General features: G+C 70.9%; 9 protein-coding genes and 2 pseudogenes. 8 read left to right on the top strand and 3 right to left on the bottom strand.

Features of this window, described 5'->3' with window-relative positions; genetic code table 11:
• Positions 1-191: 191 nt before the first annotated feature.
• Positions 192-2348 (bottom strand): HEAT repeat domain-containing protein, encoded by a 2157-nt coding sequence (locus ACIRST_RS33480; RefSeq protein WP_402807104.1) that lies wholly within the window; start codon positions 2346-2348, stop codon positions 192-194.
• A gap of 1136 nt (positions 2349-3484) precedes the next feature.
• Between ACIRST_RS33480 and ACIRST_RS33475 the strand changes: the two genes are divergently transcribed.
• Genes ACIRST_RS33475 through ACIRST_RS33465 form a run of 3 tightly spaced genes read left to right on the top strand, consistent with a single transcriptional unit; the run spans position 3485 to position 7144 of the window.
• Complete coding sequence (locus ACIRST_RS33475; protein ID WP_402807101.1) at positions 3485-3949, top strand: hypothetical protein; 465 nt, start codon at positions 3485-3487, stop codon at positions 3947-3949.
• A 14-nt stretch (positions 3950-3963) separates the two neighbouring features.
• Complete coding sequence (locus ACIRST_RS33470) at positions 3964-6099, top strand: hypothetical protein (protein WP_402807098.1); 2136 nt, start codon at positions 3964-3966, stop codon at positions 6097-6099.
• 4 nt (positions 6100-6103) lie between these two features.
• Positions 6104-7144, top strand: a complete 1041-nt coding sequence (locus tag ACIRST_RS33465) for a hypothetical protein (protein WP_402807095.1) — start codon at positions 6104-6106, stop codon at positions 7142-7144.
• Between the two features lie 475 nt (positions 7145-7619).
• Here the strand turns inward: ACIRST_RS33465 and ACIRST_RS33460 are convergent.
• A pseudogene (locus ACIRST_RS33460) lies at positions 7620-7862 on the bottom strand (IS5/IS1182 family transposase); the annotation flags it as partial.
• A 974-nt stretch (positions 7863-8836) separates the two neighbouring features.
• On the bottom strand, positions 8837-9820 hold the full coding sequence (locus tag ACIRST_RS33455; protein ID WP_402807092.1) for a hypothetical protein: 984 nt from the start codon (positions 9818-9820) through the stop codon (positions 8837-8839).
• Between ACIRST_RS33455 and ACIRST_RS33450 the strand changes: the two genes are divergently transcribed.
• From ACIRST_RS33450 to ACIRST_RS33430, 5 genes and pseudogenes are all read left to right on the top strand, one after another.
• Entirely contained in the window at positions 9819-10244 is a 426-nt protein-coding gene (locus ACIRST_RS33450) for a hypothetical protein (RefSeq protein ID WP_402807089.1), read from the top strand. The two genes, ACIRST_RS33455 and ACIRST_RS33450, sit on opposite strands and share 2 nt — an antisense overlap.
• Before the next feature lie 107 nt (positions 10245-10351).
• Positions 10352-10786 (top strand): hypothetical protein, encoded by a 435-nt coding sequence (locus ACIRST_RS33445; protein WP_402807086.1) that lies wholly within the window; start codon positions 10352-10354, stop codon positions 10784-10786.
• 28 nt (positions 10787-10814) lie between these two features.
• Positions 10815-11446 (top strand): annotated as a pseudogene (locus ACIRST_RS33440) (Ku protein).
• Positions 11447-12227: 781 nt separating this feature from the next.
• Positions 12228-13721, top strand: coding sequence for a ribosomal protein L7/L12 (locus ACIRST_RS33435; protein ID WP_402807083.1), 1494 nt, complete (start codon positions 12228-12230; stop codon positions 13719-13721).
• A 343-nt stretch (positions 13722-14064) separates the two neighbouring features.
• The gene (locus ACIRST_RS33430; protein WP_402807081.1) at positions 14065-14655 is read left to right on the top strand and encodes a hypothetical protein; all 591 of its coding nucleotides are present in this window, start codon (positions 14065-14067) and stop codon (positions 14653-14655) included.
• Positions 14656-15039 lie beyond the last annotated feature (384 nt).

Below are 15039 nucleotides of genomic sequence, written 5' to 3'. Positions count from 1 at the left end.
GGGGGGGGGGGGGGGGGGGGGCGCGGCGGGGGCGGGCGGGGGGGGGGGGGGGGGGGGGGGGGGGGGGGGGGGGGGGGCGGCGCGCGCCCCCCCCGGCCCCCCCCCCCCCCGCGCCGACCAGCCGGCACGAAGTGCCTGCTCCGCCGGGAGTCCGTTGTCCTCGCGGTTCAGGACAAGTGTCTTCGGTTCAGTCAGGACAGACGGGCCAGGACGGTACGGCAGGTGCGCTGCAGGTCCTCGTCGTTGGCGACGCGCCCGAAGCGGCCGCTGCGGCGGGCCTGTGCCAGTTCCGCCCGGATGCGGGGCAGGGCGGGTGCGGCGGCCGGGCCCATCCGGTCCAGGCAGGCCAGCACGTGGTTGGACGTCGCGTCGTTCTTCGCCCAGGCTGCCAGCAACGTCCGGACCACGACGTCGGCCTCGGCCTCGCCGGCGATGTCCCACAGGGCGCGCGCGGCGTGGACGCGGGTCCACTCGTACCCGGCGGTCAGCATCGTGCGCAGGCGCGGCAGCGCGGCCGCGGCGGGCGGGCCGATCAGGCCGAGGACGTCGGCCGCGTCGTGGTGCGCGTGAGTGTCGAGCAGGTCGCACAGCCGGGGCACAACGTCGGCCGGGTCGCGTTCGAGCGCCCAGAGCGCGGCCGCGGCGGCCGCGCGCAGGCTCACGTCCGCAGCGTCGGCCAGTGGGCGGACCACGTCCAGGGCGGACGCGGCCTCGGTACCGAAGGCGGCGAGTGCCTTCAGCGCGGAGGCCCCGATGCGCGGCTGGTCATGGCGGATGGCGGCGGTGACGGCATCGGTGAGCGCGGGAACGGCGGCCGCGTCACCCAGTTCGGCCAAGGCGGACATCAGGGCGCCTGTACCCATGTCGGCCCACGGATTCGACAGGTCGGCGGCGGCCAGGTGCCGGGACAGCCGCGGCACCAGCTCACCGGCTCCCGGGCGCAGCCGGCCGGCGACCTGCACCGCGCGCCAGGCGTCGGTGCCGTCGTCCAGCGCTGTCAGCAGGCAGGGCAGGGCGCGGGGATCACCGAGGGCGGCCAGGGCCATGACGGCCTCCTGGTGCGCGCGTCGCGGAAGTGTCTTCGTGGCGGCCCAGGCGTTCGGTCCGTGGGTGGTGCGGTTGGCGGCGACCTGGGCGGCGAGCGCCTCGCGGGCGGGCTCGCCGACGGGCCCCAGGGCCCGCAGGCTCTCGGCTGCTGCGGCGGCGGTGTACGGGTCCTCGGGCGTCAGGCAGTCGGCGAGGAGCAGGACGAGGCCGGTGTGCTCGCCCCGCCAGGAGGTGATGAGGTCCTGGGCCATGCGGATCGCGTCGTAGCGGACGGCGGGGTCCGGGCTGCGGAGTTGTTCGGTGAGCAGCGCCGTGCGCTCGGGCACCCGGGCGTCCAGAACGGTGTGGAAGGTGCGCAGCAGGGTCGTGGTGGGGGCGTGCAGCCACCCGTGCCGGTCGAGGTCCTCGAACGCGGCGGTGACCTGCGGCGGAACGCCGTCCTGGGCGACCGCCTCCGCGTCGGCGTCGGTCCCCGTGTCGGCCTCGCCGTCGCCCTCGCCCTCACGCCCGTTCCGGCACGCGCAGGCTCCGGAGTCGCTCCCTACCCGGCATCCGGCCTCCTCGCTCCCGCGCTCCGGTGCGGTCGCGAGCCGGCGCAGCAGGGCGATCGCGGTCGGCACGGCGTCGTCGCGGTCCTCCCCGCAGCGGGCGTGGTGGACGACGGCGGCGAGCCGGATGTCGGGTTCCGTCGTCGGGTCGTCGGCCAGGGCGGCGAGCCAGGCCGTCGCGGCGGTGCGCGCCGCGGGGAGCCGCAGCGCCAGGGTCGCCGCTGTGTGGACGACGAGCAGCCGTTCCACGGTCCCGGCCTCGGCCGGCAGCCGCTCGCGCAGCGCCCCGAACGCCCGGTCGGCGTCCTCGACGAACAGGCCCAGGCCCTCGATGCCCGCCCGGCGGACCCACGGGTCCGGGTCCTGCGCGTAGGTGAGGAAGGCATCGGAGCGCTCGCGCAGCATGGCCACGCTGTCCGCGGCGGCCGTCGACTCGCTGCCGTCCGGCGCGACGATGATGTCGTCGCCGCAGTCGACGGCCTCGCGCCCGATGCTGAGCAGCAGGTGAACGACCGCGCCGCGGTCGGGGGTTGCCGTGTCGTCGGCCAGGGCGAACAGGAACGGCAGGCTCGCCGCGGTGCACGGGTACACGTCCCCTTGGTGGTGGGCCGCGCTGTAGTAGTCGCCGAACGCCTTCTCCCGGGTCCCGGCGTCGGCCGATGCCATCGCCCGCAGCCACACCGGAACCTCGTGGGCCGACCCGTACGCATGGCTCATCGACGACCAGTCGACACTTTCAAGATCGTTGATCACGCGGACCACAGTGCCAGCCACCACCGACAACGACAGCCCGCGTCCCTCTCTGTGCGGTCCCGCCGGGTGCGCGGCCTGACCGTGCCGCCGGCCGGGACAGGGCGGGTAACGCGTGCGCGGACATGACCCTCGCCTGCTCCCGCGACAGCCCTGTGTCGGTCCAGACCGATAGGGCATACCGCTTGCAACGGCCCTTGTTGTCGAGTCCGGGCCTGGCAGGTCACACCCCGGCGACCGGAGCGACCCGGCCGCCGGACAGAGCTTCGCGAAGCAGCAAGCGGCCCCGCAAGCCCTCGGCTGGCCGGAGCGCACCCCCACGCGGCCGGGCCGGTCCCGCCCGGACGCCGCGGGCAGCACCGACAGACCCAAGTCCCGTGCGGCGCGCGCCGTCCGCGCCCCATGACACCTCCGGCCGGGACCCCCAGGCCGAGCGCGAACAGCCACACCCAACGCACAAGCCCGGAGCAGCCGTCCGGCCACCGCCCCGCCGCAAGAGACCGGCCCCACAGGACGGACCGCCTCGGGGTCCTGGCAGGATCGCAACCGCGGTACGTGCCGCATCCCATGGCCCGCGGCGCGCACCGCACAGGGCGCCTCGGCAGCAGTCCGCGCGCCCGGCGAACCGTCACCATCCCCGACGCGGCCGATCCCCCCTTGCCCGGCCGGGACACTGCAATCCCGTGCTGCCGGTGCCGCTCTCCCCGACCGATAGACCGGCCCTGTCGGCGGCCGAGGCCGGTCCTGCCCCGGGCCGAAGTTCACGGGCGAGGTCAAATACCCCGGCAACGCCCCCTCCGTCGGCCGCTACGTCGCGGAACGCGTGGACGGCCACTGGATAATCAACGACCTGGCGAACTACTCGAACGAAAAATGCTGAACCGCCGTCCTGGCCGGCGCCGCCCGGATCCAGGACCTGGTGCAGCGCGGCCCGGAAGCCCCGGTCTGGCGCCCGCTCGCTGTTCAGGGTGGGCGGGCGTGCCCGGACGCTCAGCAGCGGGCCGACAACCCGGGTCTCCCCCACTCCACGTGCAACCGCTGCTGCGGAGCGTGCGTCAGTACACCGACAGTGGGGCACGACACGGTCAGCGTGTCGCAGAGCAAACTGCCCCCACACAGAGGGAGGGAGAACTACACCCATGGGTAAACCCGACTTCACCACCGGCCCGGTCACCCCGGCAGCGGCATCGACACCCGGCACGCCGCCCAGCACCTCGCCGTACGCCAACCCCGCCAAGAGCGGCGACACAGCGCCCTGGAACGCCGCTCCCCCCGGCATGGCGACCACTCAACTGGACACCCCGCACGAACTCGCCGCCTCGACCGGGATAGCCCGGCAGATCGCCACCGACCTCAACCAGGCCAACGGCGACAGCGGGCCCCTCACGCTGAGCCTCAGTGACCACGTGAGCACCGCGTCGGCGGGTACCCGCGGTTTCGCCTTCAGCAGCGCACTCACCAGCTGCACCGAACGGTGGCTGAAGCAGTGCACAGCCCTGCACGACCGGATCGACGGGATCGCCACCAACCTCGACACCACTCAGCGGACGTACACGGCCAACGAGGACAAGAACGCCCAGCTGTTCGGCACGGCAGTTCACTAAGGGGAAGCGGGCACATGGTGTCCTTCAAGCAGTTATACGAAGCCCGTCCGGACGCCGTCACGGAGGCGTCCGAAGCCTGGTCCGGCGTCGCCAAGACCCTCACCACCCTGGACGGCCGGGTCCGCAAGGACCTCACCAGCACGGCGCAGCGGGCCGGTTGGAAGGGCGTGGCGGCGGCCAATGCAAGCTCGGCGTTGGAGGGGGTGGGCGCCGACTTCGAGCAGGCGTCGGCAGTCGCGACCGCCCTCGCCGCGATCATCACCGCCGCCGCCGAGGAGTTCCGCGCGGCCCACAACGACCTCCTCACCGCGGTCTACGACGCGAGGACCGAGGAGCTGACCGTCACCCCCGACGGCGAGGTCTGCTGGCCCCCGCTGGCCGGCTCGCGGAACGACCCCGACGGGGTCGAGGCCGCCAAGAAGTACGACACCGAGATGCGGGCCAAGGCCGACGCGATCGCCACTCGCCTCGGCAAGGCCGTCGGCCGGGCCACCGCCGCCGATCAGACGGCCGCCGCCGCTCTCCAGAGCGACATCGGCACCAGCACCACCTCATTCAACCCGAAGCCGTACGGCGCCGGCCCGATCGCTGACGCCAACCAGGCCAAGGACCTATTGTCCAAGGCCGGCAGCCTCTCCGATGACCAGCTCAAGCAGTTGCAGGCCCTCCTGGCCGCCAACGCGGAGAACAAGGACTTCTCCACCACGCTGCTCAACGGCCTCAACTGCGGTGGCAAGACCGGCCCGGACGCTCTGCTGGAGTACTCCAAGGTCTACGGCGACCTGGCCCACGGCAATCACAACGCCAAGGGCTACCAGGACGTCTACAGCAGCCTGTCCGTCGCCCTGGCCACGGCCACCCGCGACGGCGGGATGGGCAAAGACTGGGAGGACGGCCTCCTGAAGGCCGCACGCCGGCCCGGAGACTCGGCGGCAGGCTGGAACGACAACTACCCGGCGCTCACCTCGCTGATGGGCGCGGGCGGGAACTTCGACAAGGCGTTCCTCCTCAAGGCCGGAAACGACCTGGTCGACTACGAGCGGAACAGCAAGACCAAGGGCGAAGACCTCTGGGGTCCGAACTGGTCCCTCAGGGCCGGTGCAGGCGATCCGCTGGGCCCCCTGATGAAGCAGATGAGGAGCGACCCGGCGGCGGCCGAGGAATTCCTCGACCCGAGCCGCAACAAGAACCTCACCTACCTACTCAAGGACCGCTCGTGGCCCAACCAGGACCTGGAGGGCAAGTTGTCCCCCGACGAGCTGCGCAACAGCTCTCACGGGATGTTCGGTCAGGTCCTGGAAGCTGGCGCGACCGGCCGCGACCCCAACAGCTCGCAGCCGCCCATACGACCGCACGACGCGACGATGAACCGGATCATGGACACCGCGCTCTCGACGCTCGGCGGCGACAAGGCGGGCGACCAGAACAACCTCGCCGTCGCTCTTCGCCGTCCGATGGCCGACATGGTCGCCGATTACGTGGCAGACACCCATGACATCCTCAGCAAGGACCTTCCCGGCCCCTCCGAACCCGGCGGATTGAACGCCACCCGCGAGCAGCTCCTCCGGGTGATCCGGGGCACCGCCGAAGACCCTGAGGCGTACTCCCTGATCCACCTGGCCCAGACACAGGAGGTGGCCCGGCGGATGGCCGAGTTCGGCCCCGAGGCGTTCAGGGACGTCAACGGGCGCCCGGACCCGAAGTTCGAGGGATTCGTCAACGAGGCCGGCAAGGCCTTGGGCGCGCTCGACGCCGTTCAGGCGGACACGATCACGGACCACAAGTCCGATGAGCAGTTCAAGGTCAACTGGAAAGCCAAGATGGACTACCACTACATCGGCACGCTCGCGAACATGATTCCGGGCAAGGACTGGCTGCCGGTGGGGGACATCGCCCAACGCTACGTCGACGTCGCCACGTCTGACTGGGCGAACAAGGTCAACGCGGCGATCGACACCAAGGCGCAGGGCGACCTCAGCAGCCTGTACACGACGGGACAGTCGCAGATGCAGGTCATGCTCAAGGCGAAGGCCGATCAGTTCGGCGTGCCGGGTCGGGACATCCTGCTCGGCCAGCTGACCGACTCGGCCAACGTTCACTACTACACATCGATCGTCCAGGCCCACAACGCCGCCTTCGGGAAGGGATGATCCGATGCCGGAACGACAGTCCAAGATCTCCGAGGTCGATGCCGCCCTCGACCGGCGCGGGTTCACCACCTGGCCGTTGCGGGTGCGGGCGGTGGTCGGCGCGGTGACGGTGACGGCGGTCGTGGCCGGGGTGGGGGCGTTCCTCGCCAACAACCTGAGCAACGCCTTCGGGCCGGACGCCGTGTGCGACGGCGCGGTGAGCGCGGCCGCACTGAACGACGCGCTCGGGACGGGCAAGGTCAGCAGCAAGAAGAACGGTGTCTGGCAGTCGCCGAGCGGCGGAGCGTTCTGCACGGCGGAGGTGAGCTACGGACTCTTCGGCAACAGCCGGTCCGTCTTCGTGCAGGTCCTCCAGGCCGACGACCTCGCCCCCTACCCGGCCAACTCGAACAGCCAGCTGTTCGCCGCCTCGGCGAACGGCGGCGCGAGCGGAGCGGCCCGCAGCGACTGGGCGTGGGCGCTGCTGCCCGGAGAGTGCGGCAACGGCCTTCGAGTGGAGGTCAAGTCGAACGGCGATGACGGACCCGGCGCGGAGAACCTCGCCCGTTTCGCCGTTTCGGCGGCGAACGGCGTCGCGGCGGGCAAGGGGTGCGGGAAGACGCCACTTTCCGGACCGCACGAACTGTCACAGGCTGGTCAGGAGCACGACCTGAACAACGCCTCGGTCTGTGGCCTGCCCGGGTTCACCGCGGCCAGCGCCAGCAGCAAGGGCTACCGGGAGAGCGTGACCACCGCGTTCGACCCGGTGTGGGTGTGCCGGATCGCCACCGGCCAGAACCCCACCGCCTGGTCCTTCAGTATCGGGACCGAGCCCAGGGTTCGGGGGCCGTTGAACGAGAAGGACGCCACACCCGCATTCGGCCGGTCCCGCTGGGCAGGCTCCCCCATCCCGAAGCAGGAGGTCGTGGCGACCTGCCACGACAAACCCACCTACTTCCGGATGGACACCGACAACCTCCAGGGGCTCTTCCCCGACACCGACGAGGCCTGGAAGCAGTTCCTCACCGCTGGCGGCAAGGCGATCGGCTGCGAGCCGATCCTCTGATTGCCTCCGTCGAGGGGCCGACTCTGTGACGGCCACTCGACGGACGGATCGAGCGATGCCCGACCGGCACAGCAGGCTGGCTGGCCCGGCTTGGAGGCGGACCAGCGGGACCTGCTGGCGGCGCTCGGCATCGAGGCCGACCGCGAGCTGGTGGCCGCCAAGACCGCCGCCGACGCGAAGCCAAAGGTGTCGAGGGAGGACCGCTTCCAGCAGGGCCTGGCCGCCCTCGCCGCCTTCGTCGAGCGCGAGGGCCACACCAAGGTGCCCCGACCCTACAAGGAGCCGCTGGAGATCGTGGTGACCGGCCCCGGCGGGGAGGAGAGCGTTGAGGTGGTCTCCGTGGGGTTGGGTCCGAAGGTGTCGCGCGCCGACCGGTTCGCCCAGGGCCTGGCGGCGCTCGCGGCCTTCGTCGAGCGTGAGGGGCACGTCTGGGTGCCGCGCACCCACAAGGAGGGCGGAGTGTCCCTCGGGTCCTGGCTCGCTGGACGAGGCGTTCGGAGTCCCGGGCATGCCAGCGCGCGTGCATCACCCCGGCGTGACTACGCTCGACCACCCAGCGTCGGGACAGGACCACGAGCCCCTTTGCGTCCTTGGGCCGGCTGACCGTCTTGACCGCGAGGTTCAAGTACTTCTTCGCCCAGCCGATCAGCTGCCCGGCGCAGGCGAAGTCGACCCAGACGATCGTGATCTCCGGGTGCATCAGCCGCAGCCGGAACAGGCAGCTCGCGGTACCGGGGGAACCTCGCCGCGTGGTGGTGGCTGGGGTCGCCTATGGCGCCACCGCGACCGGGGCCAGCGGAAGGATCGCCGGGAAGCGGGACCTGACGGCCCCTCCAGCGGACGGTGGGAGTCGCCTATGGCACCGAGGCGCGCCCCGGGGCTGGGGCCCCGCGGCGCACGGGTGGCGGAAGATGCGTTCGACGTCGCGGGCCTGCACGGCCGGGTCCAGGAGTCCCCGGAAGAACGTCTTGGTGAAGGTGCACTGCTGGACCACGTGGACGACGTCGCACGTCATGGGCACCCCCAGGTAGGCGAGCGCCGGGTGGTCGGGGCCGTGCGGGATCGAGCACAGTGCCATCGGCGGTCGAACACCACGCGTGCGCGCGCACCATGCCGTCACCGGCCAGCGCGTATCCCTCGACGTAGGCGCCGGGCAGGAGCCGGGCGATGCGCAGCGCGTTGCGGTGACACCGTCCAGGCACTCCGCGGCGCGGGACACCCGAGCGGGGCCACGGCGCGGGAGTGAACAGGCGGCCCTGGTCGAGCACGACACAGGCCCCTCGGGCACCGGCCGTGGCGGCCATCGCCGCTACGGCCCTGAGGAGGACGCGGTCGTGACGCGTCGGCAGGTCTGCGGGCACACACCAAGTCTGCGCCCGCCCGGCAGACCCGGCCCGCCGACAGGACGGCACGCTGGCCCGGGCGAGCGAACACCGCTGCTGGCGGGCGAGGCGGCGCTCCCAGGCGCCGACCTGCGCTCGCCGGCCGCCCGCGAGCCGTCCGGCACCCCGGCGACGGGCGCTCCCGGTCGGTGCCGAGGACAAACTCGCGCAGATCACGAGGCGCACGGTCCCGGCGTTGGTCGACCTCCCGGTCCCGAAGTTCCGGAGGGAGCCGTGAGAGGTGACGGCGTCTGCGTCGACCGGACAGGGCATCGAGATAGGCGTCCCTGGTCCTTGCCGTGAATCGCCCCTACGAGAGCACCCATTGGGGCGAGTGGCCGGGGTCGGCCGGGCAGGTGAAGACGTGCAGGTCCCGGTCCCGGCCGAAGCGGAGCCGGGTGGGTTGGGCAACGGATTGGCCACCCCGGATCGACGCCTTCCCCCTCAGGGTTGGATCTCGGTCCTCCACAGGCACCCAGCTGTGCGAGCCCGCGTCCGTCTCGTGGCCCTCCGCCGTCAGCAGCAGCCGCATGGGGGTTGCGCAGGACGCGCAGTCGACGGTCATCGGGCCAGTCGACGCCCAGCTGGGGTAGCCGCCGACGCGCCAGCCGGGAGGGATCGACAGGTCGTACTGGTAGCTGGGCGCATCGGGGCCGTGTTCCGTTTCCTGGGCGTCGTCCCACGCGTCGATTCGCGCGATCAGCGAGGCGGGCAGTGTGTCGTCCTCCGCCCAGGGATAGGTGTCCACCTCTTCCGGGTGCAGGACACATGGCTCGGGGAGTTCGTCCTCCCATCGAAGCAGGGGCACTTCGGGCGGAGCGGCAAGGAAGCGTTCCGCGTCCTCGGTCTGCTCGGCCTGCCGCCACCGCAGTCGGTACCGACGCTCCAGGTACGGGCCGTGGGTGAAGGGGCACCGGAAGAGCTGCACCAGGTCTGCACCGCCGGGCCCGTAGGCAAGGCCGGGGATGTCACGGCGGAAGAACTGGGCCAGCCCCACGAAAGGCACCGGACCGTCCTGTTCGGCACTCCATGGCCGGCTCGGCGGCCAGACGCCAGCGGCCCGGGCACTGCGGATCTCCTCCGGCGCGTACCCCTCGGTCTCGCGCTGGTGCGGCTCGTGGCAGAGCGGCCATGATTCGCCGTCCGGCCACAGCATCGGCCCGCCGACGTGGCTGTCATGCATGCCGGGCCGCCCCGGTCTCGGGTGCAACCGGGTCGTCCGGGCCCGATAGGGGGCCAGCTCCGGGAACACGACCTCCACGGGCACCGGCCTGGCCGGCGTGGTCCTCGTCATGCGCAGACCGTACGCGGCCGGGCAAGGGCCACGCGAACGGATTGCCGCGAGCCCAGTGCGGCACCCTGACCGACGACCGAACCTCGGCTGGCCCCTCACCTCGTCGTTCAGAGAAGCCTGTGTCAGGTGCTCACTCCTCCGGCCCGACACCGACCAACGGGAACGGCTGGTCAACACCCGCGACAACCTCATCGCCCGTATCGCCGAGACCGAACACGAAGGCCGGCTCGGCGAGGTCGAGGACCTGCAGGTCAGCCTGGTCAGCGCCCAGGACAAACTGGCTCAGCTCGACTCCGAAGCGGCCCGTCGATCGACGGCCGTCAGTATCGGCATGCCGACGTTCGGCCAGATCACCGCCCGCACTGAAAACCCGACCCCATCCCTGGCCCCAAAGGCTGACCTTAGGCTTTGGCCATGCTTCTGATCTACGACGGCGAGACCACAGCCGACGCACCCACGCCGCGCACCGGCGGAGTCCCACTGGTCCCGGGTGAATTCGTCTGGCCGACGTGCCACGAGTGCGGAGGGGCCATGCAGTTCCTCGCCCATCTCCCCCTCGATATCGGCGTGGTCGCGGTGTTCTTCTGCCAGAACGATCCTGGGATGTGCGACGACTGGGACGCCACTTCCGGCGCCAACCGCGCCTACCTGTTCTCCGGTGAGCTCACCCCGGCCGCTGTCCCGGCCGACGGCGAGACGCTCTTGGGCGCGGTCACCGCTCTGCGCCTCCATCCCGCTGACGAACCCACGGAGGAGCCGGTCCTCGGACGGGTGGGCGGGGAGCCTGACTGGATCCAGGGTGACGAGACCCCCGAGTGTCCGTCGTGCGCCACCCGCATGACGTTCACGGCCGAGCTGGAGGAGGGTCACGACTTCGCCACCTCCGCGAACTTCGGCGGCGGGGGCCGCGGTTACCTCTTCAACTGTCAACCCTGCCGCCAGGCCGCCTTCCTCTGGCAGCGCTGAGAGCCGTCCCAAGAGCTATGCGGCGTGCGTGGTTCAGACAACTGCGACGCAGTCCCACGACGTGCGCTTCCATCAGCTGCAGCGCGGCACCTCCGACCGGGTGCGCGACAAGCAGGTCAAGGAGCGCACCGGCAAGGAGGTCGAGTTCGCGGACATCGTGAAGGGTTACGAGGTCACCGACGGCGAGTACGTGACCGTCGAGCCCGACGAGCTGGAGCAGACGTCGCCGGGCAGAAGCCGAACGATCGACATCGCCGGGTTCGTCGACCTGGACGAGGTCGACCCGATCTTCTTCGACCGCACCTACTACCTCGGCCCGCGCGGCATGGAGGACCAGAAGGTGTACGCGCTGCTGGTCGAGGCCTGGAGCACGTCGGCAAGGTGGGGCTGGCGATGTTCGCGATGCGTGGCAAGGAGTACCTGACCGCGGTGCGCTCGGACAACGGGCTGCTGGAGCTGCGCACCATGCACTTCGCCGACGAGGTCCGCGATCCGCGTCGCGAGGTCGACAACCTCCCTGAGAAGACGAACCTCACCGCGCAGGAGGTCAGGCAGCTTTCCCAGCTCACCAAGGCCGAGCTCTACCAGCGCGCCACCGACCTCGACATCCCCCGCCGCTCCACCATGACCCGCGACCAGCTCCAGCACGCCCTCGAATAAGCCGGGCGACCCCGCCGCGCCGCCTCGTAGAACAGGGCACGGAGCCAGCAACCGACGATCGAGCAGGCAGTCCCCGATTCCGGCGGCCTGCGGCGGACGGAGGTGCCCGCCCCACGGATCAGGCAGCGAAACACCCTGCGGGCAGTACATGGCCTCGGCCAGCAGACCTCCCTCTCCGCGGTCTCCCGCAGGCGCGAACCCCGGGCCACCCCACCCGTCACACAGGAAGGAGGCCCTCCCAGAGGACACTGCCAGGAAGCTTTGAAAAAGCCAGGATCGCCTCATTCAGCTCAGACGCGAGAATCGCCCGATTCTCCTGCAGAAGTCGGCGAACCTCGCTCGCGGGCCCCTCATGCTCTGCGCTCGGCCTAAACCCCTCCCACGCTTCGACGAAGATCGAGCCGGCGGTGCATGTGCTGACCGACCTGACCGCGGACGAGGTCACGACGTGGCAGCGCACTGAGAAGATTGCGACGGTCCGCACCCTGGTGGAGCTGCGGGACTTCGTTCGACGCTCCACCGGCCCCCGGACTGGGACTTCACCAGCGGCCAACAGCAGCAGGCACCGCCGAAGAGCGATGCCTGAGCCGGCTCGGGACGGGACCTCGGCAGGCAGCCGCGGGAACGGGAACGGGGACCAGGATGTCGAGATCGCGGACGACGCTCTGGCTGCTGCGAGTCAACCGGGCAGAAGCTGTCAGGGCGGGCAGACACTCGGCTCCGACCGAGCCCTCGGCTGCTATCGGCATCCCCGTTACACTCCGGGCCATTGGGTGACGCCATGTCAATCAAGCCCAGGGGGAACTCATTGGACTCGGAGACCGCACCGCGGCGCTTGATAGGGGGCCGCTACCAGTTACTCTCCCTCCTTGGCGCAGGTGGGATGGGACGGGTCTGGAAAGCCCGCGACCAGCAGTTGGACGTCGATGTCGCTGTCAAGGAAGTCTTCCGGCCTCCCGGCATATCCGACCAGTACTGGCAGGAACTCCTCCTGCGGGCCGAGCGCGAGTCCCGCCACGGCGCCAGGCTGAGGGACCACCCCAACGTCGTCGCCGTCTTTGACGTCGTCATCGAGAACGGGATCCCCTGGACCGTGATGCGGCTGGTCAACGGCACGACCCTGGAGGAGCGCCTCACCCGGGGACGCCTGCCCGTCGACGAAGCCGCAAAGATCGCCAGGGCCGTGCTCGGAGCGCTGAGAGCGGCCCACGATGCGGGGATCATCCACCGAGACGTGAAGCCCGCGAACATCATGCTCGCCGACGACGGCGGCATCCTGCTCACCGACTTCGGCATCGCGATCAACAACGCCGACACCAAACTCACCCGGGACGGCGGCATCATCGGATCGATGGCCTACATCGCCCCCGAGCGCGCCGACGGTGAGCAGGGCAACGAGGCCAGTGACCTGTTCTCCCTCGGCGTCAGCCTCTACCGGGCCACCGAAGGCGGGGACTCCCCGTTCCAGCGCGACACCCTCACCGGAACACTACGCGCCGTCGCCGCGTACGAGCCCCCGCCACCCACCCATGCCGGCCACTTGAACCCCCTCATCACCGCGTTGCTACGCAAGGAAGCGAAGGCCCGCCCCACCGTGGCCGAGGCACTCGCCATGACGACACCCGCCGCAACGAAAAGGCCTGCTACCGCGAAGTCGCCCGCCGCGGCTCCGACACCCACGACACCTCGCCCGCCCACTCCGCAGCCCGAGAACGCCAACCACTACGTTGTCCTCACCCGGATCGGCCGCGACCGCAGCGCAGTCGTCAAGGCCGTCAGCAACGTAGCCGGCCTCCCCTTCAAGGAGGCCTGGCAGATCGCTGACCGCGACAGCAACGCACGCCACCGCATCGTGCTTCGCAAGGTCGACAAGGCCACCGCCGTTGCCGCCCAGAGCGTCCTCGCCCGTGCCGGCGCCACCGCAGTCATCACCAGTCGTGAACCGGGCCCTTGGTTCCCCTACTGGCGACTCGTGTACAGCGGAGTCCTTCTGCTCCTGGTCGGCGTCGGCATGACCACTGCTACGGTCTTGACCGCCCCCGACCATGGCAGCCAGTCCATCAACGGCCTCGCGGTGGTCGGACTCAGCACCTCGCTCGGAGCGAGCGGAGCGCTCGGACTCGTCCTTCTCGCCAACGCCTTCGCATCCAAGTCGAAGGAGGACCGCGACGGCCACCTGCGACCAGGGGAGGCCCTGGCCGCCGTCGGCCTCAGCATCGTATGGACAGCCTGTCTGGTGATCTACACTACGCAGCACTACACCCTGTACTGGTAGTCGCCAACGCTTCGGTTCGACGGGGATAGGCGGTGACGCAGAGCCGCGCCACCCATCCCCGAGGTCGGAGGATCAGCCCCGGCCACCCACGCGCTGACGCGGAGTCGGTCTGCGGCGGCTGGGTCGGCGGCGCCGCATTCTGGTGGTCTCGCGGTGCTGCTTCATCTCCGGTCCGGAGCCGCACCGGTGCATGAGAGGATGCGCGCGTTCTTGGGACTGCGGAGGGGGTTGTCCGGTGCGTGTGCGTGCTGTAGCGCTGGTTGCGGGGGTCGCCGTGGGGTTGGGGCTGGCGGGCTGTACCGACGGGCGACCGGGGGCTGGGGCTCCAGCCTCTACCGGGCCCGTGGCACTGCGACTGGCCACCGGTCTGCTGACGTCCGCTCAGCTCCCGCCTGGCTTCGAGCTGCTGCCCGGCGTGCCCGGCTCCCCGGCTCCTCGTGCCCCGCTGATGTCGATGCCGTGCTCGGACCTGGTGACGGACAGCTTCCTGGCTACCCACACCCAGCCCTTGGAGGAGGTCTCGGCCGGCCTGGAGCGGCCGCCCACCGGCGCCGACGGCCTCGCCGACGGCTGGTACGGCGAGGAGACACTCGACCGGTACGGGCCCGGCCAGGCTGCCGCCGTCATGACGGCCATCCGCGGCGCGGCGCAGCGCTGCGCTTCCTACTCCGATGTGCTTCCGCTGGACGGCCCCGCGACGCACAACACCGTGTCGGCGAAGGATCCAGGCGTGCCTGCGGACGAGGGCCTGGTGCTGCGGATCACCGTCACTGCCTCGGACGACGCGCAGCCGTGGGTCACCGAGAGGGCGTTCGTCCGGGAGGGTGATGTGCTGCTGACGGTGGACAAGTTGATCGAGCAGGCGCCTGTGGTCGGGGTCGAAGCCGTCCTGCCGGCCGCCGTAACGGCCTACCGCGCGGGCAGTGGTCGGTGAGACCGAGCGCGGACCTACGGGAGTGGGGCTCATCGGAGCACGGATGAACGCCGCGAGGTACCCGGACGTCGGCAAAGCCGGGCCGGCCATGTTCGCGATGCGCGGCAAGGGGTACCTCACCGCCGTGCGCTCGGACAACGAGCTGCTGGAACCGCGCACCATGCACGCTTCGCCGACGAGGTCCGCGACCCGCGCCGCGAGGTCGACCACCTCCCTGAGAAAACCAGGCTCACCGCGTAGGAGGTCCGGACCGCCGAGCGGCTGATACCCGCCCTCAGCTCCAAGCCGCCCTCAGAAAGTGTTGGGTAATCGGATGATTACTGGTTCTTGAGGTCGTCGGCGAGGCGGCGGGCTGCTTCGGTCTCGATGGGGCCGCGCGGTTCG

This window comes from Kitasatospora sp. NPDC101447 (assembly GCF_044767225.1).
Lineage (GTDB): Bacteria > Actinomycetota > Actinomycetes > Streptomycetales > Streptomycetaceae > Kitasatospora.
The sequence above is the reverse complement of the archived record's forward strand: the minus strand, read 5'-3'. Positions and strand labels throughout refer to the sequence as shown.

Coding starts and splice junctions, on each gene's coding strand:
- ACIRST_RS33475 (WP_402807101.1), top strand. CDS start 3,485: ATGGGTAAACCCGACTTCACCACCGGCCCGGTCACCCCGGCAGCGGCA.
- ACIRST_RS33470 (WP_402807098.1), top strand. CDS start 3,964: ATGGTGTCCTTCAAGCAGTTATACGAAGCCCGTCCGGACGCCGTCACG.
- ACIRST_RS33465 (WP_402807095.1), top strand. CDS start 6,104: ATGCCGGAACGACAGTCCAAGATCTCCGAGGTCGATGCCGCCCTCGAC.
- ACIRST_RS33450 (WP_402807089.1), top strand. CDS start 9,819: ATGCGCAGACCGTACGCGGCCGGGCAAGGGCCACGCGAACGGATTGCC.
- ACIRST_RS33455 (WP_402807092.1), bottom strand. CDS start 9,820: ATGACGAGGACCACGCCGGCCAGGCCGGTGCCCGTGGAGGTCGTGTTC.
- ACIRST_RS33445 (WP_402807086.1), top strand. CDS start 10,352: ATGCAGTTCCTCGCCCATCTCCCCCTCGATATCGGCGTGGTCGCGGTG.
- ACIRST_RS33435 (WP_402807083.1), top strand. CDS start 12,228: ATGTCAATCAAGCCCAGGGGGAACTCATTGGACTCGGAGACCGCACCG.